We start from the raw sequence: 23447 nt of genomic DNA, 5'->3' as shown, positions 1-23447 counted from the left end.
TAACCTGGCGCGGTGCCAACAACCGTGCCCGCGCCGCTCGAGCGAGTATCCGGGCTGCTCAACCGCCTTCGCCAACCCCGGAATCTGGCTCTGCTGATTGCTTGCGGGGTGCTTTTCGCGCTGGCCCTGTTCGCACCGCATCCGGGCCCGCAGCAGATCCGGCAGTGGGCGGATTCGGTGGGGCCGATGCTGCCGGTGGTGTTCTTCCTCGTGCACACGCTGGTCTGCATAGTCCCGTTCCCGCGCACGATTTTCACCCTCAGCGCGGGCATGCTGTTCGGCTCGGCGGAGGGGTTGACGCTGGCGATCACGGCGACGACGGTGAGCGCGCTACTGGCCTTGTGGCTCGTCCGCGCCATCGGTCACGAACGCGTCCGGCCACATCTCACCCACCCGACCGTGCAGGCCGTGGATGCCCGGCTGGCCCGGCGCGGCTGGCTCGCCATCGGGTCGTTGCGGCTCATCGCCTTCGCGCCGTTCTCCATCGTGAACTATTGCGCGGCACTGTCGTCCATCAAGCTCACGCCGTACTTCCTGGCGACGCTGATCGGCATCATTCCCGGCACGGTCGGCACGGTGCTGCTGGGCGACGCGCTCACCAACCGCACCTCCCCCGCCCAATGGATCGTCACCGCAGCGTGTCTGGCGTTGGGCGTGATCGGGCTGCTGGTGGACGCGCGGATGGCGGTCGCCGCTCCTACGCCGGAACCCGTAGCGCCGCATTGAGAATCGCGGCCACATCGGGCAGCACCCGGGGCGAGGTCATCTGGGCGTGGGTCGCGTCGATCTCGTGTTCGGTGACGGTGCCGCCGATGTGGGGCTGCCAGCCCGCGCCGCCGGGCCGGACGTCGATATCGTCACGCCCGGCCGTGAAATAGATCAGGTCGCCGTTGAACAGCGGACGTCGGTGGCCGCTCCTGATCTGTGCGGCGCGGTTGTAGCAGTGGGTGATCCGGTGCAGGGCGGTGGCGATGGTGGTGCCGTCGAGTCCGCACCACGCGCCGATGAGGCGGGCGGCATCGGTAGCGCTCGCCTGTGCCGGCAGGAAGTCCATTCCGAAGTCGGCGGCGAGTACGCGGACGAAATCCTCCGGGGACAGGTCGGTGTGCTCGGTGTCGTCGCCACTCCCCCAATCGGAATCGAGCATGGCCAGTAGCGCGACCGGCTCGCCGTCGGCGGCCAGGCGGGCGGCCATGGTGTGCGCGATCTCCCCGCCGAGTGACCAGCCCAGCAGGTGGTACGGCCCGTGCGGCTGGACGGCCCGGATGCACTCGAGATACCGGTCGGCGAATTCGGTGAGTGAACTCGGTGGGTGTTCCGTGCCCGCGAGTTCGGGCGATTGCAGCCCGTAGATGGGCCGTCCAGGGTCGATGGCCTGCGCCAATCCCTGATAGCACCAGGCGATTCCGGCGGCAGGGTGCACACAGAACAGAGGTTCACGCTCGCCCTCGGTGCGGATCGGGAGCAGGACGTCCAGGTACCGGAGAGGGTCGGGCCGATCGACCGGGTCGCTCATCCGGCGCGCACAGGCTGCGACGGTGCGGTTTTCGAAGATCCACGTCACGGGGATCTCGGTACCGACGGCTTCGCGCAGGCGACCCGTGACGGCGAGGGCGTGCAGGGAATGTCCGCCCAGATCGAAGAAGTCGTCGTCGGCTCCGACGCGGTCGAGACCGAGCACCGCGGCGAAGGTATCGGCGACGGTCTGTTCGAGGTCCGTGCCGGGCGCCCGGTAGGGCCGGGACGCGAGGGTCGGCGCGGGCAGGGCGCGGTGGTCGAGTTTGCCGTTCACGGTGCGCGGCAGGGCGTTCAGTACCGCGAACGCGGTCGGCACCAGGTGTGCGGGCAGAGTCGCGCGGGCGGCGGCGCGCAGAGCGGCGGTGTCGATGGCCGTGTCGGGTCGGGCCGGGACCAGATAGGCGGCGAGCCGCGGTCCGGAACCGTCGTCGCGGACGGTGACGACCGCCTGCCCGACGGTCGGGTCGGCCATGAGGACACTCTCGATCTCGCCGGGTTCGATGCGGATGCCGCGCAGCTTCAGCTGCGCGTCGGCGCGGCCCAGGAATTCGAATTCGCCGTCGGCGCGGCGGCGAACCAGGTCGCCGGTGCGGTACAGGCGTGCGCCGGGCGCACCGTGCGGGTCCGGAACGAAACGGGCGGCGGTCAGCGCCGGTCGGCCGAGGTAGCCGCGCGCGACATGCGTACCGCCGACGTACAACTCGCCGGTCACGTCCGTGGGGACCGGCCGCAGCCAGTCGTCGAGGATCAGTGCCCGCACCCCGTCCAGGGACGCGCCGATGGTGATCGGCCCGCCCGCTGCCAGCGGTCTGCTCATGCTGGCAACGATGGTCGTCTCGGTCGGCCCGTACCCGTTGAGCAGGCGTCGGCTCCCGGAATCCGTACCGGCCCAGCGGTTCACCAGTTCCGGCGGGCAGACTTCCCCGGCGACCAGTACCGTCCGCAGGTCCGGGAGCCCGGTCAGGTCGACGGTCGACAGTGCGGTGGGCGTGATGACCGCGTGGCTGACTCGGTGCCGCCGCAGCACGCTCGCTAGCTCGTCGCCACCGAACACGGTGGCGGGCACCACCACCAGGGTGGCGGCGGCCCCGACGGCCATCAGCAGTTCGAAGACCGAGGCGTCGAAGGATGGCGAGGCGAGATGCAGCACCCGGGAACTCGCCTCCATCGCGCAGTGCAGCCGTTGGGCGGCAACCACATTCGACAGCCCGGCGTGCGTAACCAGCACACCCTTGGGTCGACCGGTCGAGCCGGAGGTGTGAATCACGTACGCGGGATGGTCCGGGCGAAGCGCGGGCAGCGGCGGTGCCGCAGTCGAACCCTGCTGCAGCGCTTCGAGGCAGGCCGGGCTGTCGAGGAGCTCCCAGTGCAGCCCGTCCGGCAGCTCGGCCCGGAGATCCGTGGAGGTCAACCCGATCCGTGCACCGCACTCGGCGCTCAGCTGGGCGATGCGAGCGGACGGATAGCGCGGATCCACCGGCGCGAAGGCCGCGCCCGCGCGGGCGACCGCCCAGCTCGCGAGCACCGATTCCAGCGACCGTGGCAGCGCGACGACCACCACGTCCTCGATACCGACACCGAGTGCGATCAGGCGGTGCGCCAGCCGATTCGACCGGCGGTCGAGTTCGCGATAGGTGAGGGTGCGGTCTCCGTCCACCACCGCGACACCGTCGGGCTCGGCCGCAACGGCGGCGGCGAGCAGGGCGGGCAGGGTCGCGGGTGCGGCACCGGCCGGGCTCGGCATCCGCGCGTCGAGTCGTTGGGTCGGGTCGAGCAGGTCGAGTCCGCCCACCGGCCGGTCGGATTCGTCGGTGAGTGCGCGCAGCACCCGGGTCAGCTGTCCGGTGAGGCGTCGCACGGTGTCGCGGTCGAGGCGCTCGGGCTGGAAGGTCGCCCGGCCGCGCAGCCGCCCACCGGGGTTGATCTCCAGGGTGAGCGGATAGTGGGTGGCACTCGTGCCCTCGACGCCGAGCAGCCGCAGCCCGTTCAGCGTCTCGTGGTCGCCGGTGGCGAGACCGGAGTCGACGGGATGGGATTCGAAGGCGAGCAGCGTGTCGAAAAGCCCCGCGCCCGTTGCCGTCTGGATCTCGGTCAAGCCCAGGTGATGGTGTTCGAGCAGGGCGACCTGTTCGGTCTGCACGCGTCGCAGCAGGGCGGTCACCGTCTCGGCGGGGTCGAGCCGGACGCGCACCGGAATCGTATTGACGAACAGTCCGACCGTGGATTCGACCGCGGGCAGCTCCGGCGGCCGTCCCGACACCACCGCCCCGAACACGATGTCGGTGCGGCCGGTGTAGCGGCCCAGCACCAGCGCCCACGCGCACTGCAGGACGGTATTGACCGTGGCACCGGATTTTTCGGCCAGGCGGCGGAGTGCGTGGGTCAGGTCATCGTCCCAGTCGACGTCGAGGTGTTGCGGCGCGGCGACGGTGTCACCCCTCGACTCGGCCGGTGCCAGCATCGCCGGTTCCCCGATCCCCGCGAGCGCCGCCCGCCACGCTCGGTGCGCGGCGGCGGTGTCGCGACGCTCCAGCCAAGCCAGGAACCGCCGATATGAGCCCGGCGCGGGCAGTGCGCTCGCGTCGCCGATCAGGTACAGCGCCAGCAGGTCTCGCAGCAGCACCGTCCAGGACCAGCCGTCGAGCAGGATGTGGTGGATGGTCACCAGCAGCGTCCACCGGTCGCCGGGTGCGCGGATCACCGTGCAGCGCAGCAGTGGTGCGGTGGCCATGTCGAAGCCCTCGACCCGGTCGGCTTCGCGCAGCCGCGCGAATTCGCGGTCGAATCGCGCCGGGGTCAGCGCCCGCAGATCCAGTTCCCGCCACGGGGTTGTTCGGACCCGGGTGATCAGCTGCACCAGTTCACCGGCCGCATCCAGTACGAACGCGGCGCGCAGGCTCGGATGCCGTGCCAGCACAGCGGCAATGGCGGCGCGCAGCCGCTCGGTATCGAGCTCGCCCGCGAGGGTCAGCACGGTCTGGGTGAGATAGGGATCGACCCCGGTACCGGCGAGCAGCGCGTGGTAGTACAGCCCGTGCTGCAGCGCCGACACCGGCCACACGTCGGACGGCGGGATCCCCTCCATCCCGCCGTCCGGTGTCTCCGGTCCCGGCGGGAGCGGAGCGTCATCGATGGTCGCGGCGCCGGCCAGGCCTGCGACACTGCGGTGTTCGAACACTTGCGGCGCGGTCAGGATTACGCCGCGCGAACGCGCCCGCGACACCAGTTGGATGGCAGTGATGCTGTCGCCGCCGAGGGTGAAGAACGAATCGTCGATACCGACCGGGCCGGATGCGCCGGTCACCTCGGTGAACAGTTCGGCGAGCACGGTTTCGACGGCCGTGCGCGGGGCACGGTAGGCGACCGCGTCGACCGCGGGTGCGGGCAGGGCGCGACGGTCGAGCTTGCCCGTGGGCGTGAGGGGCAGCCGGTCCAGGAGCGTGATCGCGGCGGGAATCATGTAGTCCGGCAGTCGGGTTCGCAGCCAGCCGGTGAGCTCCGCGAGCTCTGGCTCGGTATCGGGTGCGGCCACCACGTAGGAGACGAGCGACTTGCGGCCCGCCGCATCGGTACGCCCGAGCGTGTGGGCCTGCGCGACGGTCGGGTGGGCGGTCAGGGCGGCATCGATCTCACCGAGTTCGATGCGCAGGCCGTGCAGCTTGACCTGGAAGTCGGTGCGGCCCAGGTATTCCAGCTCACCGTCGGCCCGCCGGCGGACGAGGTCACCCGTCCGGTAGAGGCGTTCACCCGGGGCGCCGGCCGGGTCGGCAACGAACCGCGCGGCGGTCCCGGACGGACGGCCCAGGTAGCCGCGTGCCAAACCCGCACCGGCCAAGTACAACTCACCACTCACACCGACCGGCACCGGACGCAGGCGGCCGTCCAGGACCAGTGCCGATACTCCGGTGCCCGGCGCGCCGATGCTGACCGGTCCGTCGCCCGACAGCGGGCGGCTGAAGGTGGCCGACACGGTGGTCTCGGTCGGGCCGTAGGAGTTCACCAGCCGCACCCGATCACCCCAGCGCGCCACCAGTTCCGGCGGGCACACGTCGCTGCCGACGATCACGGTGCGCAGGCTCGGCAGACCGTCGGGGTCCAGGGTGGCCAGCACGCCGGGTGTCACCTCGAGGTGGGTGACGGCGTGGGCGGCGAGCACCTCGGCGAGCGCGGTGCTCGCGTAGGCCGCGGGCGGCACCACCACCGTGGTGCCGCCGAGCACGGCGCACACCAGCAGTTCCTCCACCGACACATCGAAGATCGGTGGGCACAGGTGCGCGAAACGCAGGTCCGAGTCCTCCGGTAGCGCCGAATCGATCCAGCCCGCCACCAGATTCGACAGTCCGGCGTGGGTGACGCTCACCCCCTTCGGGACTCCGGTGGACCCCGAGGTATAGATCAGATAGGCGCAGTTGGCCGCGCGCAGAGGCCGCGGTCGCTCGGCGTCGGTGATCGGTGCGGGCGATGCGGCCGCCCAGCGACGAAGTCGTCCGGGCTCGTCGATCAGCAGCCAGGGCAGCGAATCCGGCATCGACGGGCGCGTCCCGAGGGTCGTGATCCCCAGCACGGCAGCGGAATCCGACAGCATGTGAGCCAGTCGCACGCCGGGCTGGCGGGGATCGATCGGCAGGAACACCGCGCCGGATTTCGCCACGGCCCACAGTGCCGTCACCGACTCCGCGGACCGCTCGAGCGCGACGGCCACGGTCCGCTCGGGTCCGGCGCCCGACTCGATCAGCAGGCGCGCCAGCCGATTCGAACGCTCGTCGAGCTCGCGGTAGGTGAGGCTCCGGTCGCCGTCCAGCAAGGCCGGATGGTCGGGCCGGGCCGCGACCCGCGCGCCCAGCAGTTCCGGCCAGAGCCTGGCGGGGACGTTCGGCGGGCCGGACATCGGGTAGAGCAGCGCGCGTTCCTCCTCGTCGAGGATGTCGATCGCACCGACTGGACGTGCGGGGTCCGCGCACAGGGCGCTCAGCACGCGTACGAAGCGACGACCCAGTGCCTGCACCGTGTGCCGGTCGAAAAGATCCGTGGCGTAGCCGATTTCACCGTCGAGTCCGCCGTCGGGGCGTTCACGCAGCACCAACGCCAGATCGAACCGTTCGCTGCCGTGCTCCGCCGCGAGCAGTTCCACCTGCAGGCCCGGCAGTCCGGGCGTCGGCAGCGTGAAGTTCTCGAGGGCGAGCATGACCTGGAAGATCGGATGGTGGGCACTCGAGCGGTCGCCGCCCAGGGCGCGCACGATCCGCTCGAACGGCAGGTCCGCGTGAGCGAAGGCGTCGAGATCGCTTCCCCGCACGGTATTCAGCAGTGCGGCACCGGTGCTCGCGGGGTCGATGACGGTGCGCAGGGCCAGATCGTTGACGAACATGCCGATCAGCGGATCCAGCAGCGGATCCCCGCGGCCCGCGATCGGGGTGCCGATGACGATGTCGGCGGTGCCGCCCAGGCGGCCCAGCAGGATCGCGAAAGCCGTGTGCACGACCATGAACAGGCTGGCCTGATGCGTGGCGGCGAGGTTGCGGGCGGCGGCGTGCAGGCGCGGGTCGATCTCGAAGGACACCGTCGCACCCCGCATCGACGGTGTGGCGGGTCGCGGCCGGTCGGTGGGTAGTTCCAGGTAGGCGGGTGCGTCGGCCAGCGCCGCGCGCCAGAAGCCGAGTTGTCGTGCGGCCAGGGAGTTCTCGTCCGATTCGTCGCCGAGCACCGCCTGCTGCCACAGCGCGTGGTCGGCACACTGCACGGCCAGCGGCGTCCAGCCGGGTGCCGCCCCGCGCAGCCGCGCACCGTAGGCGGTGACGATGTCGGCCGCGAGCGGAGCCAGCGACAGGCCGTCGGCGGTGATGTGGTGCAGGACCAGCACCACCACGTGGTCGTCGGCGGTCAGCCGGAACAGCCCGGCGCGCACCGGGATCGCGGTGGTGACATCGAATCCCGCGCCGACCGTCGCGGTCAGCCGACCGGGCAGTTCATCGGGCTCGACCACGGTCACGGGCAGCGCGGTCAGATCCGGATGCGCGGGCAGCACCACCTGATGGGGGCCGGCCGAGTCGGCCGGATAGTAGGTGCGCAAGCTCTCGTGCCGCTCGATCAGATCCGCCAGTGCCGCACGCAGCGCGGCCACGTCGAGATCGCCGCGCAGGCGTAAGGCGACCGGCACGTTGTAGGCGGGCGCGGTGACATCCAGCTGGTTGAGCACCCACATGCGCTGCTGAGCGGCGGCCAGCGGCACGCGCGGCGGGCGGTCGGTGGCGGTCAGGGGTAGCCGATGTGCCTGTGCCGCAGCATTGTTCACACGTAAGGCCAGCTCACGGATCGTGGGTGCTTCGAATACGTCGCGCAAGGCGACCGCCGAGTCGAGGGCCGCGACCACCCGGGTCGCCGAGAGCGAATCGCCGCCCAGGTCGAAGAAGGAGTCGTCGATCCCGACCCGGTCGAGACCGAGAACCTGCGCGAACACCGTTGCCAGCGTCCGCTCGGCGGGGGTGCGCGGGGGCTCGAACACGGTGTGCGACACCGAGAGATCGGGCATCGGCAAGGCTTTGCGGTCCAATTTTCCCGAGGGCGTGAGCGGCAGGGCGTCGAGGACGAGAATCTCGGCGGGTACGAGGTGCCGGGGTAGCTCGGACGCCAGCCGCCGCCGCACCTCGCGCGGTTGCACCGACCGGCCCGGGGCGGGAACTACGTAGGACACCAGCACCGTGTGTCCCGCCGGTCCCGGGCAGCCCACGGTGACGGCGTAGGTGGACCCGGTCGCCCGGGTCAAGGCCGCGTCGATCTCGCCCAGTTCCACGCGCTGACCGCGCACCTTGACCTGGAAGTCGGTGCGGCCCAGATAGTCCAGGGTGCCTGCGGGCGTCCATCGCACGAGGTCACCGGTGCGATACAGGCGGGTTCCCGGCGGCCCGAACGGATCGGCCACGAAGCGCGCGGCGGTCAGGCCCGGCCGTCCGTGGTAGCCGCGCGCCTGCTGGATGCCCGCGACATACAGTTCGCCCGGCACGCCCACCGGCACCGGCCGCAGCCGCTCGTCGAGGACCACCACGGCGACGCCGCGGATCGGCCCGCCCAGGGTGACCGGGTCACCGGACCGCATCGGCGCACTGATCGTAACCACGACGACGGTTTCGGTGGGGCCGTAGCACAGGTACAGGCGTCGCCCCGGATTCCACCGGGCGACAAGCTCATCCGGCACCGCCTCGCCACCGACGGTCAACATTCGCAGCCCCGGCACGGCCGCCGGATCGAGGGTGGCGACCACCGCGGGGGTGAGGAAGGCATGGGAGATCCGCTGCGCCCGGATCAGCTCTTGCAGGGCCCGGCCCGCATACACTTCCGGCGGCGCAATCACCAGGGCCGCACCCGATTCCACGACCATCAGCACTTCCAGCAGGGTCGCGTCGAAGGCCGGGGAAGCGACGTGCAGCACCCGCGCGGTCGCGTCCAGGCGGTAGCGGTCATGTTGTTCGACGGCCAAATTGGCCAGTCCACGATGGCTGACCGTGACGCCCTTCGGCCGCCCGGTCGAGCCCGAGGTGTAGATCAGATAGGCGGCCTGGTCGATATGGACGCACGGATAGTCCTGCGGCCCGGCACATTTCACCGGCTCATCCTGCTCGTCGACGATCAGCCAGCGCACCGCATCGGGCAGACCCGCCCGGTCCGCGCGGGTTGTCAGGCCCAGACGCGTCCCCGAGTCGTCGAGCAGATAGGTGATCCGCTCGGCCGGATAGCCGGGATCGACGGGCAGGTACACCGCACCGGAGCGGGCGATCGCCCACAGCGCTTCGATCGACTCGACCGACCGCGAGATCGCCGCCGCCACCGGCACTTCCGGTCCGGCGCCGGCCGCGCGCAGCCGCGCCGCCAGCCGGGCGGAGCGCGCCGCGAGCTGCCCGTAGGTGACCACCCGCTCCCCCGCGATCACCGCGGGACGGTGCGGCGCGCGCCGCACCGCGGCGGTGAGCAGGTCGGGCAGGGTGCGCGGCGGCTCGGCCGCACCACCGCGGGCGGGGACCAGTCGCTCGCGTTCGGCGGCCGTCAGCAGCTCGGTGCTCGCGTGCTCCGCCGCGAGACCACCGGTCAGGAAGCCGCGCAGGAAGTTCAGGAACCGCCCATGGTGTCGTTGCAGTTCGTCGGCCCGGTACCGATTCGGGTTGGCCAGGAAGTCGATTCGCGTTCCGGCCGCACCGTGCCCGGTGTAGAGCGTCACGCACAGGTCTTCGATCAGGCCGGAGGACAGGATGTGGCCCACCCCTTCGGCCCGCCCCAGACGCAGCGGCGGCAACGGCGGCATGATGTTGACCGCGGGGCCGAAGGCGGCCATGGCGTCGGCCGGGCGGCCCAGATCCCGCAGCATGTCCTCCTGCCGATAGCGTTGCCGCCGCAGTGCTCCGGTGAGTTCGCGCTGGGTCGCGGTGATCAGCCCGCCGACGGTGTCGGCGGCATCCAGGCGCAGCCGCAACGGCACCACATTGGCCACCATGCCGCCGGAGCGGCGCAGCGCGGCCGTGGTCCGGCCCGACACCGGCAGGCTCAGCGACACCTCGGCGCGGCCGCTCAGCCGGGACAGGAACGCGCCGAACGCCGCCACCAGCACCGGCGCGACGCTCGAATTCGCTTCGGCGGCAACGTGGTCCAGCAAGTCGGCGAGATCGTCCGGCAGCACCGCGGTGGCCCGGTGCGGATGCTCGTCCACCCGGGCGGGCCGCCCGCCCAGCGACACCGGCTCCGGCATGCCGCGCAGATGTTCCGTCCAGTACCGGCGATCGGCCTGGAACCGCTCGGATTCGCGATAGGCGGTGTCCGCCTGCACGATGGCCGCCAGATCTTGCGACCACGCCGGTGGCGGTGGCTCGTCGGCGATCATCGCGTCATAGAGCTGCGAGATCCGTTGCGCGAGCGCCGCGATGGCGAATCCGTCGATCACGAGATGATGGAAACGCAGGTACCACAACCACCGGCGCGGCCCGACCCGCAGCACGGCGGTGTGCACCAGCCGATCCCGCAGCAGATCCAACGGCCTCCGGTATTCCTCCCACATCCATTGCAGCGCAGCCGCTTCCGGATCCGCTTCGGCACACAGGTCCAGGTAACGCGGCAGTTCCGGCTGATTCTCGTCGATCACCTGGTAGGGCTCGCCGTCGACCTCGATCAGGCGCAGGTATCCGGTCCCGAACTCCTTGCCCGCCCGGACCAGGGCCGCGGAGAGCGCCTCGAAGTCCAGATCGCCGGTGATGTCGACGTACTGGGCGATCGAGATCGGGGCCGCGCCGACCACATGCTGCGCGAACCAGATGCCGCGCTGTGCCGCCGACAGCGGAAAGGCCGTCGCGAGTAGTGTCTCCACCTGATCGCCCCCGTGGATATGAGATCGGTTCCCGCGCACGGAAACCGCCACTTGACTGTGCGATTCGATGGTCGTCCGCGACCCCGCCCCCGAGGCAGCCTGCAGATACCACTTCCGGCCGGGGTGCGTGCACCCCCGCCGGCGGCCGCGCGGCCGCCGGATTCGGGTAGTGCGGTACCCACGCACACCGGCCGACGGCGGAGGATGCTGGGAGCGTGAGTACGACGGGGGTCACGGTCGTGGTGGCCGAGGATTCGATGCTGATCCGCGACAGCGTGTTACGGGTGCTGGCCACCGATGACACGATCGAGGTGGTCGGTATCGCCACCGACTACGACGCCACTGTCGAACTGGTGGGCCGCCACGCGCCGAGCGTGCTGATCACCGATATCCGGATGCCGCCCACCGGCACCGACGAGGGCATCCGGCTGGCCCGGCAACTACGCACCACCCAGCCCGGCACCGGCGTCATCGCGCTGTCGCACTACGCCGAACCGGAATACGCGACCGGACTGCTCGACGGCGGGTCGGCCGGGCGCGGTTACCTGCTCAAGGAGCACATCGCCCGCTTCGACCAGCTGCTCAACGCCGTGCACGTGGTCGCCGGCGGCGGCTCGGTACTGGATCCGGACATCGTGGAGACCCTGCTGGCGCGTCGCCACGAGGACGATATGGTCTCCCGGCTCACCGCGCGCGAACGCCAGGTGCTGGGCGAGATCGCCGGGGGCGGCAGCAATCGGGTGGTGGCGCAACGACTCTGCCTGTCCCAGCGGGCGGTCGAGAAACACATCAACTCGATCTTCGCGAAATTCGGGCTCACCAGCGACCCGACCCTGGATCAGCGGGTCACCGCCGTACTGATGTTTCTGGCCGCCAACCCCGGCTAGGGGTGCGTGCACCCTTTCCGGATGCCCGGACACGTCGCACGATGACAAAGGTGACCACACCAGGGGCAGCCACAACCGCGCCGGTGCCGGTGTGGATCGTCGACGACCGGCCCGAGTTCCGGCGCGCGGCAGCCGCATTGGTGGCCGCGAGCACCGGATTCGTGATCGCGGGTGAGGCCGACAGCGGTGAGGCGGCCCTCGACCTGACCCGTGACGCGGGCACGGGACTGGTGCTGATGGACATCAATATGCCCGGAATCGGCGGCATCGAGGCCACCCGCCGCATCCGCGCCGCACACCCGCGGGTGGCGGTCTGGCTCATGTCGACCTACGACACATCCGATCTCCCCCACGAGGTATCACAGTGCGGCGCATCAGGTTACGTGCACAAGGAAACTCTGGGTCCGCAGCTGCTGCGAAGCATCTGGAACGAGCTGACACCCTCGTGAACACCGACCCCGCCGGGTCGCTGGCGCGGCGCCGGCTCCGGCAGCTGATCTACGCGCTGATCTTCTCCACCGGCGCGCTCATCGCGCTCAACTGTGTCGCGGTCTATCTGCGGCCCACCGTATGGGTGTTCGGCATGCTCGCGGTGCTGCTCGTGGAGCCGCTCGGGTTCGTGATCGCACTGCGGCTCGCCGATCGCGGCGCGCTGGAACGCGCGGTCGCCACCGTGTCGATCATGATCTGGGCGGGCGCGATCGCCGCCTCCTGGGTGTCACCGCTCACGCTGCCCGTGCACGAGATGGCCGCGTTGATCCCGGCGATCTGCGCGGCGCCCTACGTGCCCCGGCGGCAGCTGCCCCGCTACTTCCTCGGCACGCTGGTGTGCGTCTCCATCGGCGCCGCGCTGGCCCTGCCTCGGCTGACGTCCTCGACCACCCCGACCGCCGTGCGATACCTTGCCGCACTGGCCTATCCGGCGGTCGCCGCGCCGATGCTGCTGGTGGTCTGGCATACCGCGGCCACCATGCGCGAGATCGCGATCATCGCCCGCCGCGCCGCCGACGCGCTGCGTTCCTCGCAGCGGCTGCTCGCCGAACGCGCCGACCAGCTGACCGCCTCGCGGGCCCGCCTGGTCGCCGCCACCGATGCCGAACGCCGTCGCCTGGAACAGGATCTGCACGACGGCGCGCAGCAGCAACTGGTCGCGGTGGCGGTCACCCTGCAGCTGGCCCGGCAGACCGCCGGCGCCGACCCGGTCGGCTGTGCCGAATTGATCGGCGAGGCAGGCGAACTGCTGCAGACCGCCATCGCCGACATCCGCCGCCTGGCCCAGGGCATCTATCCGCCGCTACTGGCCCGCGACGGCCTGTCCGGCGCGCTGCCCGCCGCCGCGACGCGATCCCCCGTACCCGTCCGCGTCCGCGTGGATCGCCTCGGCCGGTACCAGCCCGATATCGAAACCGCGCTCTACTACTGCTGTCTCGAGGCCCTGCAGAACAGCGCCAAACACGGCGGACCGGGCACCACGGTCACCATCGCGGCGCGACAGCGCAGCGGCACACTGCTGCTCACCATCAGCGATACCGGTCGCGGCTTCGACCCGGCAGCGGCCGGGCCGGGGTTGGGGCTGACCAATATGCACGATCGCCTCTCGGTGATCGGGGGGACCCTCACCGTCGACTCGGCACCCGGCATGGGCACCCGCCTCACCGCCGCTATCTCCACCCGGCCGCTGCCGGCGATCCCGGGACCGGCTTCAGAATCACGGTGATCGTGGCGCTGTTCGCGCGCGCCGACCCACGACAGGATCTGGCCGGACGGTTGCGGCTCCCGCGACCGCCAGGTCCACCGTCGAACAGGAAGGCGCTTCGCGTGAGTCCCCACCGCGTGCTCGGAACCCTCACATGATCAGTCTCGGCGCGACGAAAACCGCTGCCACCACGGTGAACCCGGCCCGATTCACCCTGCCCGGTCCCGTGCGCGGCCTGCTCGTGCGGGCGCTGTCGCTGGTCGTTCTGCTGGCGTTGTGGTGGGCGGTCGCCGCCGCGAAACTGGTCGATCCGCAATTCCTGCCGGGCCCGCGCGCGGTCTGGGACGCGTTCGTGCGGGCCAACAGTTGGCATCCGCTCGCGCCCGGCGTGCCACGGGAGGTGCCCGGGGAGCAGAATTACTTCCTCTGGGAACACCTCCTGGCCAGCCTCCAACGCATCGCTCTCGGCGCGGGCGCGGCTGTAATCCTTGGTCCCGTCGTTGGATTCGCGCTCGGCACCTCGAAAACCCTGGCCGGCATTGTCGGCCCGTACCTGAACTTCCTGCGCACGCTGCCGCCGCTGGGCTATATCGGCCTGCTGATCGTGTGGTTCGGCATCGGCGACACCTCGAAGATCTGGCTGCTGTTCCTGGCCGCGTTCCCACCCGTGGTGATCGCCACCATCGCAGGGGTGCACGGGGTTTCGGCCGATCGGATCAACGCGGCACGGTCGCTGGGGGCATCGCGGGTGCAGATTGTCACCCGCGTGCTGTTGCCGGCCACGCTGCCCGAAGTCATCGGCGGCATCCGGGTGGCGGTCGGGTTCGCCTGGACCACCGTGGTCGCCGCCGAACTCAACAATGGCATCCCCGGTATCGGCGGCCTCGCATTTCTGGCCGGTCAGCAGCTCAATACGCCGCTGACCATGGCCTGCATTCTCGTCATCGGACTCACCGCGCTCACTCTCGACGCGGTCATCAGCTGGATCGGCGCGCTGGTCGTGCCATGGAAAGGCAAAGCGTGAAGCACACTCTCACCACCCTGGCCCTCGCCGGACTGCTCACCGCCTCGCTGACCGCGTGCGTCCAATCCGGGCGCACCGACCAGTCGCGCGCCACCGGCGACAAGCCCGCCTGCCCGGTGGCCGTGGACGAAAGCTTCACCGGCACAGTTCGACTCGGCTACCAGGACATCCCCAACGGTGACCTGGTGGTCAAGGACGCCGGCCTGCTCGAAACCTGCCTGCCCAAGGCCACCATCACCTGGAGCAAGTTCGCCTCCGGGGCCACGGTCATCCAGGCGTTCGGGTCGAATTCCCTCGACCTGGGTCTGCTCGGCAGCGCGGCCGCCGCCCGCGCGGTGTCCGCGCCGCTCAATATTCCGATGAAGGCGGTGTGGGTGCACGACGTGATCGGGGCCGCCGAATCGCTGGTCGTGAAGGACTCCGCCATCACCGGCGTCGCAGGTTTGCGGGGCAAGCGGATCGCGGTGCCCTTCGCCAGCACCTCGCACTACAGTCTGCTCGCGGCACTCACCGCCGCGGGCATCGAGCGGGACGTGCACCTGGTGAACCTGCAGCCCGACGCCATCGCCGCGGCCTGGAAGGGTGGCGACATCGACGCCGCCTTCATCTGGGAACCGACGCTCTCGGAGCTGGTGAAGAACGGGCATGTGGTCACCACCGCCGCCGACACCGCCAAGGCGGGCAAACCGACCTACGACCTGGAAGGCGCACGCGCCGACTTCGTTTCGGCCAATCCACGGTTCCTCGAGGTGTGGACCGCCGCACAGAACTGGGCGGTCAACCTGATCAATACCGCGCCCGACACCGCGGCCACCCGGATCTCGGCGCAACTGGGCGTCCCGGTCCCCGACATCCGCAAGCAGCTCGGCGAATACGGCTACCTCGACGCGGCCACCCAGGCCGGACCCGCCTACCTGGGCAAGCAGCTCGGACAGGACCTCAAGTCTTCGGCCGATTTCTTGTTGAGCCAGGGCGAGATCCAAGGTGTGGCGGCACCGGACGCTTACGCGGGCGCGGTCTACGCCAATGCCGCCGCGACGGTGAGCGCGAAATGACCGCCGCGCTCGAGCTGCGCGACCGGGTGGTGCTGACAGACGTCTCCAAGACCTACGACACCCCGACCGGCAGCACCGTCGCGCTCTCAGCCACCGACCTGGTCATCGAGCCCGGCGAGTTCGTGAGCATCGTCGGGCCCTCGGGCTGCGGTAAGACCACGCTGCTGCAGCTGCTCGGCGGCTTCCTGCCGCCCAGCACCGGAACCCTGCTGGTCGGACAAGACCGGATCGACGGACCCGGACCCGAACGCGGGGTGGTCTTCCAGGCCCCCACCCTGTACCCGTGGTTGTCGGTGCGCGGCAATATCGAGTTCGGCCCGAAATGTCGTGGTGTGGACAAGAAGACGCGGCGCGCGGCGACCGAGCGGATGCTCGAACTGGTGGGCCTGGCCGACTTCGGCGACAAGCGGCCCTACGAACTCTCCGGCGGCATGCAGCAGCGGGCGCAGATCGCGCGCGTGCTGGTCAACGATCCGCGCATCGTGCTCATGGACGAACCGTTCGGCGCACTCGATCAGCTCACCCGCGAACGCCTGCAGGTGGAACTGCTGCGGCTGTGGCGGGAAGCGGGCAAAACCATTGTGTTCGTGACCCATTCGGTGGCCGAGGCGGTATTCCTGTCCACCCGGGTATTGGTCATGAGCGCCCGTCCCGGCCGGATCATCGTGGACCGGCGCATCGAATTACCGGATGATGACGGCGCCGGCGTGCGTGATCTCGCAGTCACGGCCACACCCGAGTTCCAGGCCCTCAAAACAGAATTGGCGGCGGCGATCTACGCGGCGCACGAGTAAGTATCGAAAGACAACAATGGCCCTCGCCGCAGATTTGCGGAGAGGGCCATTGTTTTGTTCTGACGAACGCGGAACCTGATTACAGGTACGCGCCACACACGGGCCAGGCGCCCGCACCCTGACCGGCGAGCACGTTCTCCGCGACGCGGATCTGCTCCTCACGGCTGGCGTTCGAGGCATTGCCCGCGCCGCCGTAGGCGTTCCAGGTGCTCTGGGTGAACTGCAGCCCGCCGTAGAAACCGTTGCCGGTGTTGGCGCCCCAGTTTCCGCTGGCCTCGCAGTTGGCGACGGCGTCCCAGTTGTGCCCGGCGGCCGACGCGGTCGCGGTGGACAGCGCGAACGGGACGGACACGATCGCGCCGACGGCCGCGGTGGCGGCGAGCATGCGGGTGGTGAGCTTCCGGTTGCGATGCATAAGTATTTTCCCTTTGCCTGCGCCCACCGTCCCGCGCTGTAAGCTGCGGTTCCCCGTCCCCAGGGTTATCGGTTGCTCTCGAATCGCGGGACGGGTTCCGGCGTTCGTCGATTCGAGCGGGGGCCCGGAGGAATCCGAGCCGAGAACGACGGTAACGGATCAATCACGGCGAATCACGTATCGATCACGGGCAGTTGACAGAACGGTATCTAACGCACTCTTGACGTTTACGCAGTTGGCATCGGAGTGTCGCGGAATCACATTTCTGGAATTTACAGCCGGATTTGTGACGGAGGTCACGGAGAAATGGTGACCCCGATCGCGTAATACAAAGGCGATACAAAACGATGCGCACCGAAAATCGCCTTCCGACCGGCTCGGATCCTGCTGCGCACAACCGTTGCCCCAGGTCAGAGCCCTCGCCATAGTGCCTGCAACACCGTTTCGGGTCCGCAGGAGGAACCATGGCCGCCATTGATGAACCCCGGTCCGGCGCACGCGCGGTCGACCGCGCGGTGCAAGTCCTGAATTGCTTCGAGGGCGACGATCCCGAACTGTCGGTCAGCGAACTCGCCCAGCGGGCCGGACTGCCGGTCAGCACGACCCACCGGCTGGCCCAGGCCCTCGTCCGCGGCGGGCTGCTGGAACAGGACCCCTCGACCGACCGGTACCGCGTCGGTCACGGGCTGGCCACGCTGGCCCGGCCCGCGCTGACCCGGCTGGGCCTGGACTCGGTCGCACCCCACCTCTACGCGCTCGCGGCGGGCATCCGCATCACGGTCAGCGTGAGCGTGGTCGACGACCGCGACGCCGTCACGGTGTTCCAGGCCCGCCCACCCGTCTACTTCTGCCACCACCAGGTGCCCCGGCCGCGGCAGTCGCTGCAGACCACCGCGACCGGGCACGCCCTGCTGGCCTACTCCCCCGCCCGCGCCACCGCCGATGTGGACCTCGATCGCGTCCGCCATATCGGCTTCGCCTCCGAACTGATCGAGACCGAGGACCCGATCCGGGCGCTCGCGGTGCCGATCGTCGGACCGCATCGGCAGGTGCAAGGCGCGCTGGCCGTGCAGGCCCGCTCCGCACGCCTGGATGACGAGCTCATCCGGGCCGTCGTGCCCGCCATGCGGATCGCGGCCGGCCGGATCGCGCCCCTGTTCCAAACCACCGGTGGCCCAGCGTTTTCCGCCGCCGAATTTCGCTCACGCTGATTTCCACATCGTGAAATCGCGATTGCCGCGCCGGACGCGGCATCGCAGCATATGTGCACTCCCCCTCCCGGAAAGGGAATCCCATGCAGCTCTGTTGTCGCCCCCGTCTCGAATCAGCCCGTGCGACAGACATATTCACCGAAAGAGTCCCCCATGGCATCCCCTCTCCGCCGCCCCCGGCTGCGGCGCGCCCTCGCGGCCGCATTCGCCGTCACCAGTGCGATCGCCGTGCTGACCGGTTGCGCCAAGACCGACGCGGGCACGACCGCCGACGGTAAGACGGTCATCCGCTACCAGGGCACCACCGGTCAGGTCACGGCCTTCGAACTGGCCGCCGACCTCGGCTACTTCACCAAGATCGACCTGCACTGGGAAGGCGACACCACCAGCGGCCCGGCCAATATCCAGGCCGCAGCCACCAAACAGGTCGAATTCGGCAGCGCCTTCAACGGCGCGGTCATCAAGCTCGTAGCGGGCGGTGCGCCCGTGACCGCCGTACTCAGTTCCTACGGCGCGGACGAGCAGAACTTCACCGGATACTTCGTACGCGACGACTCCGGCATCAAGTCGGCCCGCGATCTCATCGGCAAGAAGGTCGGCGTCAATACCCTCGGCGCGCACCACGAGTTCATCACCCGGCAGTGGCTGCACGATCAGGGTCTCAGCGACGCGGAGATCAAACAGGTTCAGCTGGTGGTGCTGCCGCCGGCCAATACCGAGGACGCGCTGCGCAACGGGCAGATCGACGTCGCCGCGCTCGGTGGCGTCTTCCGCGATACCGCCGTCGGACGCGGCGGCCTGCACACGCTCTACACCGACAAGGATCTGTTCGGGCAATTCGATTACGGCACTTATGTTTTCCGTAACGACTACCTGAAGTCGCACGCCGACGCGGTGGCCGACTTCGTGCAGGGCACCGCCCGCGCCACCCGCTGGCTGCAGGTCACCCCGCGTGATCAGGTGGTCGCGAAGTTCACCGACATCATCACCAAGCGCGGCCGCAACGAGAACACCTCGCTGCTGCAGTACTACCACACCTACGGTGTGCCGGTTCCCGGTGCGGTGATCGCGGAACGGGAACTGCAGATCTGGATCGACTGGCTGGTGCGCAATGGTGAACTGCCCGCGGGCAAGCTCGCCGCCAAGGACCTCTACACCAACAAGGACAACCCCTACGCCAACGGCACCTATCCCGCCGACGGCGGCCCGAGCGGCGAGGCGGTGGCGAAATGAGTTCGGCCGCAGTCAAACTCGCGCTCGCCGGCGTGGGTAAGGAATTCCCGGTCCGTGGCGAGCGGGAAAGCCTCACGGCACTGTCCGACATCACCGTCGACGTGCGCGAGGGCGAATTCCTGGTCCTCGTCGGCCCCAGCGGCTCCGGCAAATCCACGCTGCTGGATCTGCTGGGCGGGCTCGGCAAACCCACCTCCGGGCAGATCCTCCTCGATGGCTCGCCCGTCACCGGTCCCGGTCTCGATCGCGGGATCGTGTTCCAGCAGTACGCGCTGCTGCCGTGGCGCACGGCCCGCACCAATATCGAATTCGGGTTGGAGGCCAAGGGCATTCGCCGGCGCGAACGCCAGCGCCTTGCCGAGCACTATCTGGAACTGGTCGGCCTGGCCGGATTCGGGGAGCGCTATCCGCACGAATTGTCGGGCGGGATGAAACAGCGCGTCGCCATCGCCCGCAGCCTGGCCTTCGATCCGGAAGTGCTGCTGATGGACGAACCGTTCGCGGCACTCGACGCGCAGACCCGGGAATCGTTGCAGGACGAGCTGTTACGGATCTGGCGGGCCACCGGCAAGACGGTGCTGTTCATCACGCACGGCATCGACGAGGCGGTCTATCTGGGGCAGCGGGTGGCGGTGCTGACCTCGCGGCCCGGTCGGATCAAGGCGATCGTCGATATCGATCTCGAGCGCGGCGCCGGTTCCGACGGCGACGCCGATATCCGCTCCAGCGAGCGATTCCGGGAACTGCGCCACCATGTCTGGTCGCTGCTGCACGACGAGGTGGCACGCGCCCAGGACCTCGAGCAGGCGGCACTCGCCGCCGACAGGAGGAATTCCAATGTCTAGCGCTCTGCGATTCACAGGGGCGACCCTCGAACTCCCAGATCTCACCACCGGCACCTCGGATGGCTCCACGGTCGGTAGTTCCGCCACCGCCACCTCGGCAACCGAAACCATCGGCACGTCGGCCGCCGAAACCACCGGCATCTCGGCAAAGGATGTCGATTCGGTAGCGCTGCGGCCGAAGCGGTCGGTACTGCCATTGGCCAGGATCGGCCGGGTGGCCTGGCGAATCGGCAAGCCCAGCATCGTGATCGCGGCCTTCCTCGGACTGTGGGAGGCCGCGCCGCGACTGGGGCTGGTCGACGAGATCTTCCTGCCGCCCTTCTCGGCGGTGGTGCAGGCCGGGATCGAACTCACTCGTAACGGCCAGATGTGGGACAACGTCTCGACCAGCCTCGCGCGCTCGCTGATCGGGTTCGCCATCTCTCTCATCGCCGCCATCCCGGTGGGCGTGGCCATCGCCTGGTATCGGCCGGTCGCGGAATTCCTCAGTCCGATCCTCGAACTCTTCCGCAATACCGCCGCGCTGGCGCTGCTGCCGGTGTTCATCCTGATCCTCGGGATCGGCGAGACCTCCAAGATCGCGCTGGTGGTGTACGCCGGGTTCTTCCCGATCCTGCTCAACACCATCAGCGGAGTGCGGACCGTGGATCCGCTGCTCGTGAAATCAGCGGTGTCGCTGGGCTTCTCACCGCTACGACTGTTCCAGAAGGTGATCCTGCCGGCGGCGGTGCCGTCGATCTTCACCGGCATCCGGATGGCCGCGTCCGGGTCGATCCTGGTGCTCATCGCCGCCGAAATGTTCGGCGCGCGCGCCGGACTCGGCTATCTCATCACCGCCGCACAGCAGAACTTCCAGATCCCCGACATGTATGCCGGGATCGTCGCCATCGCCCTGGTCGGGCTCGCCTACAACGGCGTGCTGGTGGCCATCGAGCGGCGACTGTCCCGCTGGCGCACCAACTGACCGTCCTCAAGGAGACCTCCTCTATGACCAACGCACGCAGTCCTTTCCACCTCAATGCCTTCCTGATGGGTGTCGGCCACCACGAGGCCGCGTGGCGGCATCCGCGCACCCAGGAGCGCCGGGTGCTCGACGTCGCGCACTTCCAGGAGCTCGGACAGATCGCCGAGCGCGGCAAGCTCGACTCGGTGTTCTTCGCCGACGGGCTGGCCGTCGGCCCCCGCATCAAACGCAATGCGCTGGCCGTGTTCGAACCCGTCACGCTGCTGGCGGCCATCGCCGCGGTGACCCAGCACGTCGGACTCATCGCGACCGCGTCCACCAGCTACAACGAGCCGTTCAACCTGGCACGCAAGTTCGCCTCGCTCGATCACATCAGCGGCGGCCGGGCAGGCTGGAACATCGTCACCTCCGGCAGCGAGGAGGAGGCGTTCAACTTCGGCTACGACGCCATCCCCGAGCATGCCCGCCGCTACGAGCGCGCCGACGAATTCGTCGACCTGGCGGTACAGCTGTGGGACAGCTGGGAATCGGAAGCCATCGTGCTCGACGCGGAAACCGGAGTCTTCGCCGACCCGGACAAGGTGCACACCATCGACTACCGCACCGAGCGCTTCCGAGTGCGCGGCCCGCTCAACTCGCCGCGCGGCCCGCAGGGGCGGCCGCTGCTGGTGCAGGCCGGATCCTCGGAGAGCGGAAAGGAATTCGCGGCCAAATACGCCGAAGCCGTCTTCACCGCGCAGCGCACCATCGAAGAGGGCCAGGCGTTCTACCAGGATCTCAAGGAGCGCCTGCCCAAGTACGGGCGGTCCGCCGACGATCTGAAGGTGCTGCCCGGGCTGGTGCCGTTCATCGCCGACACCGAGGAAGAGGCCCGCGCACTCGAGCAGGAGTTCACCGACCTCATCTCCCCGGATTACGCACTGCGGCAGCTGTCTTCGCTACTGGGTGTCGACCTGACCGAGCACGCCCTGGACGCGCCGCTGCCGCCGCTGCCGTCGGTGACCGCCATCGAGGGCGGCAAGAGCCGCTTCACGCTGGTCAAGGAGCTGGCCGAGAAGGAGGAGCTGACAGTGCGCCAGCTCATCGGCAAGCTCGGCGGTGGCCGCGGCCACCGCACCTTCGCCGGCACTCCGGAGCAGATCGCCGATGAACTACAGAGCTGGTACGAGGGCGGCGCGGCCGACGGATTCAACATCATGCCGCCGTATCTGCCCGGCGGACTCGAGGACTTCGTCGATCGAGTGGTGCCGATCCTGCAGCAGCGCGGCCTGTTCCGCACCGAGTACACCGCCACCACCCTGCGCGGTCACTACGGGCTGGCACCCGTGGAGAGCCAGTTCGCCCCCGTCCGTATCCAGGCGACCGCCTGAGCTCCGAGAGGAAACCGCCATGACCACCACCGAGAACCAAGTCACCACCGAGAACCCGGTCGACACCTTCCGCATCGCACCCGTCGCAGGTCACATCGGTGCCGAAATCACCGGCATCGACCTGAGCAACGACTTCACCGAGGAGCAGATCGCGGTCCTCACCGCGGCCCTGCACGAATACAAGGTGCTGTTCTTCCGCGGGCAGACCATCGGGCACGCCGAGCAGATCGCCTTCTCCCGGCGCTTCGGCGCGGTCACGCCGTCGCACCCCTACGACGATGACGCGCCCACCGAATTCCCGGAGATCCTCGCCGTCGACAGCCAGCTGTACGAGAAGCGGTTCGGGCGCAAGAAGTTCAGCTACACCAATCATTGGCACACCGATGTGTCGCCGCTGATCAACCCGCCCGCCGCGTCCCTGCTGCGGGCCGAGATCGCGCCCGAGCGCGGCGGCGACACCCAGTGGGCCAACCTCGCCGCCGCCTATGCGGGACTGCCGGATTCGCTGAAGTCATTCCTCGACGGTTTGCGCGCCGAACACCGATTCGGCGGCAAACTGCCCGTATGGGACGCCGACAGCGACTACGCCAAGCGCGTCGCGGCCGCACCGCTGATCACCGAACATCCGGTGGTGCGCGTGCACCCGGTGACCGGCGAGCGGGTGCTGTTCGTGAACCCGGGCTTCACCACCCGCATCGTCGGTCTGAGCCCGCGGCAGAGCGACGCCCTGCTCGAGTTGCTCTACGCCGAGCTTTCCGACCCCGCGTACACGGTCCGATTCCGTTGGGAGAAGGGCAGCGTCGCATTCTGGGACAACCGCGCCACCGCACACCTGGCCCCCGGCGACCTGAACCACCTGGACGTGACCCGGGTGCTGTACCGCACGACGCTCGAGGGCGAGGTGCCGGTGGGTGTCGACGGGGAGCCGTCGCGTTCCATCGCCGGGGAGCACTTCGGCGGCTCGCAGAACTGAGCCGCACCACAATAGCGGGCGAGGCCCTCTCGACAATGTCGAGAGGGGCGCGCCCGCCGGGAGATTGAAAAAACCCCCCCAAAACAATATCTTAGCACAACAGAGGAAGGCCCCCC

The 23447-nt window shown here is 69.3% G+C and carries 14 protein-coding genes and 1 pseudogene; 13 read left to right on the top strand and 2 right to left on the bottom strand.

Features of this window, described 5'->3' with window-relative positions; all coding sequences use genetic code 11:
* The first annotated feature begins 12 nt into the window (after window positions 1–12).
* A complete protein-coding gene (locus ACFXHA_RS00075; RefSeq protein ID WP_379351777.1) occupies window positions 13–726 on the top strand; it encodes a TVP38/TMEM64 family protein in 714 nt (237 codons plus the stop codon).
* On the opposite strand, the gene ACFXHA_RS00070 is transcribed toward ACFXHA_RS00075, so the two are convergent.
* Complete coding sequence (locus ACFXHA_RS00070) at window positions 698–10864, bottom strand: amino acid adenylation domain-containing protein (RefSeq protein WP_379351776.1); 10167 nt, start codon at window positions 10862–10864, stop codon at window positions 698–700. The two genes, ACFXHA_RS00075 and ACFXHA_RS00070, sit on opposite strands and share 29 nt — an antisense overlap.
* A 215-nt stretch (window positions 10865–11079) precedes the next feature.
* On the opposite strand from ACFXHA_RS00070, the gene ACFXHA_RS00065 reads away from it, so the two are divergent.
* The 6 genes from ACFXHA_RS00065 (at window position 11080) to ACFXHA_RS00040 (ending at window position 16320) form a co-directional block, all read left to right on the top strand.
* On the top strand, window positions 11080–11751 hold the full coding sequence (locus ACFXHA_RS00065) for a response regulator (RefSeq protein WP_379351775.1): 672 nt from the start codon (window positions 11080–11082) through the stop codon (window positions 11749–11751).
* A gap of 50 nt (window positions 11752–11801) precedes the next feature.
* The gene (locus ACFXHA_RS00060; RefSeq protein WP_379351774.1) at window positions 11802–12200 is read left to right on the top strand and encodes a response regulator transcription factor; all 399 of its coding nucleotides are present in this window, start codon (window positions 11802–11804) and stop codon (window positions 12198–12200) included.
* Window positions 12197–13468 (top strand): sensor histidine kinase, encoded by a 1272-nt coding sequence (locus ACFXHA_RS00055; RefSeq protein WP_379351773.1) that lies wholly within the window; start codon window positions 12197–12199, stop codon window positions 13466–13468. Before ACFXHA_RS00060 ends, ACFXHA_RS00055 begins: the two co-directional genes overlap by 4 nt.
* 133 nt (window positions 13469–13601) lie before the next feature.
* The gene (locus tag ACFXHA_RS00050; RefSeq protein WP_379351772.1) at window positions 13602–14471 is read left to right on the top strand and encodes an ABC transporter permease; all 870 of its coding nucleotides are present in this window, start codon (window positions 13602–13604) and stop codon (window positions 14469–14471) included.
* Window positions 14468–15526, top strand: coding sequence for an ABC transporter substrate-binding protein (locus ACFXHA_RS00045; protein WP_379351771.1), 1059 nt, complete (start codon window positions 14468–14470; stop codon window positions 15524–15526). The genes ACFXHA_RS00050 and ACFXHA_RS00045 overlap by 4 nt, the downstream gene beginning before the upstream one ends.
* Window positions 15523–16320: an ABC transporter ATP-binding protein gene (locus ACFXHA_RS00040; RefSeq protein WP_379351770.1), complete on the top strand. Its 798-nt coding sequence runs from the start codon at window positions 15523–15525 to the stop codon at window positions 16318–16320. The genes ACFXHA_RS00045 and ACFXHA_RS00040 overlap by 4 nt, the downstream gene beginning before the upstream one ends.
* A gap of 82 nt (window positions 16321–16402) precedes the next feature.
* Here ACFXHA_RS00040 and ACFXHA_RS00035 read toward each other — a convergent pair.
* A pseudogene (locus ACFXHA_RS00035) lies at window positions 16403–16735 on the bottom strand (transglycosylase family protein); the annotation flags it as partial.
* Between the two features lie 464 nt (window positions 16736–17199).
* Here ACFXHA_RS00035 and ACFXHA_RS00030 point away from each other — a divergent pair.
* From ACFXHA_RS00030 to ACFXHA_RS00005, 6 genes are all read left to right on the top strand, one after another.
* Window positions 17200–17946, top strand: a complete 747-nt coding sequence (locus ACFXHA_RS00030) for an IclR family transcriptional regulator (RefSeq protein ID WP_379351769.1) — start codon at window positions 17200–17202, stop codon at window positions 17944–17946.
* 153 nt (window positions 17947–18099) lie between these two features.
* On the top strand, window positions 18100–19179 hold the full coding sequence (locus ACFXHA_RS00025; RefSeq protein WP_379351768.1) for an ABC transporter substrate-binding protein: 1080 nt from the start codon (window positions 18100–18102) through the stop codon (window positions 19177–19179).
* The gene (locus tag ACFXHA_RS00020; protein WP_379351767.1) at window positions 19176–20024 is read left to right on the top strand and encodes an ABC transporter ATP-binding protein; all 849 of its coding nucleotides are present in this window, start codon (window positions 19176–19178) and stop codon (window positions 20022–20024) included. The genes ACFXHA_RS00025 and ACFXHA_RS00020 overlap by 4 nt, the downstream gene beginning before the upstream one ends.
* A complete protein-coding gene (locus ACFXHA_RS00015) occupies window positions 20017–20988 on the top strand; it encodes an ABC transporter permease (RefSeq protein WP_379351766.1) in 972 nt (323 codons plus the stop codon). Before ACFXHA_RS00020 ends, ACFXHA_RS00015 begins: the two co-directional genes overlap by 8 nt.
* 23 nt (window positions 20989–21011) lie before the next feature.
* Entirely contained in the window at window positions 21012–22358 is a 1347-nt protein-coding gene (locus tag ACFXHA_RS00010) for an LLM class flavin-dependent oxidoreductase (protein WP_379351765.1), read from the top strand.
* A 19-nt stretch (window positions 22359–22377) separates the two neighbouring features.
* On the top strand, window positions 22378–23331 hold the full coding sequence (locus ACFXHA_RS00005) for a TauD/TfdA dioxygenase family protein (RefSeq protein ID WP_379351764.1): 954 nt from the start codon (window positions 22378–22380) through the stop codon (window positions 23329–23331).
* Window positions 23332–23447 lie beyond the last annotated feature (116 nt).

It is taken from the genome of Nocardia sp. NPDC059240 (genome assembly GCF_042753865.1).
In the GTDB taxonomy this organism is placed as follows: Bacteria; Actinomycetota; Actinomycetes; order Mycobacteriales; family Mycobacteriaceae; genus Nocardia.
This window is presented reverse-complemented; position numbering and strand designations above follow the sequence as displayed.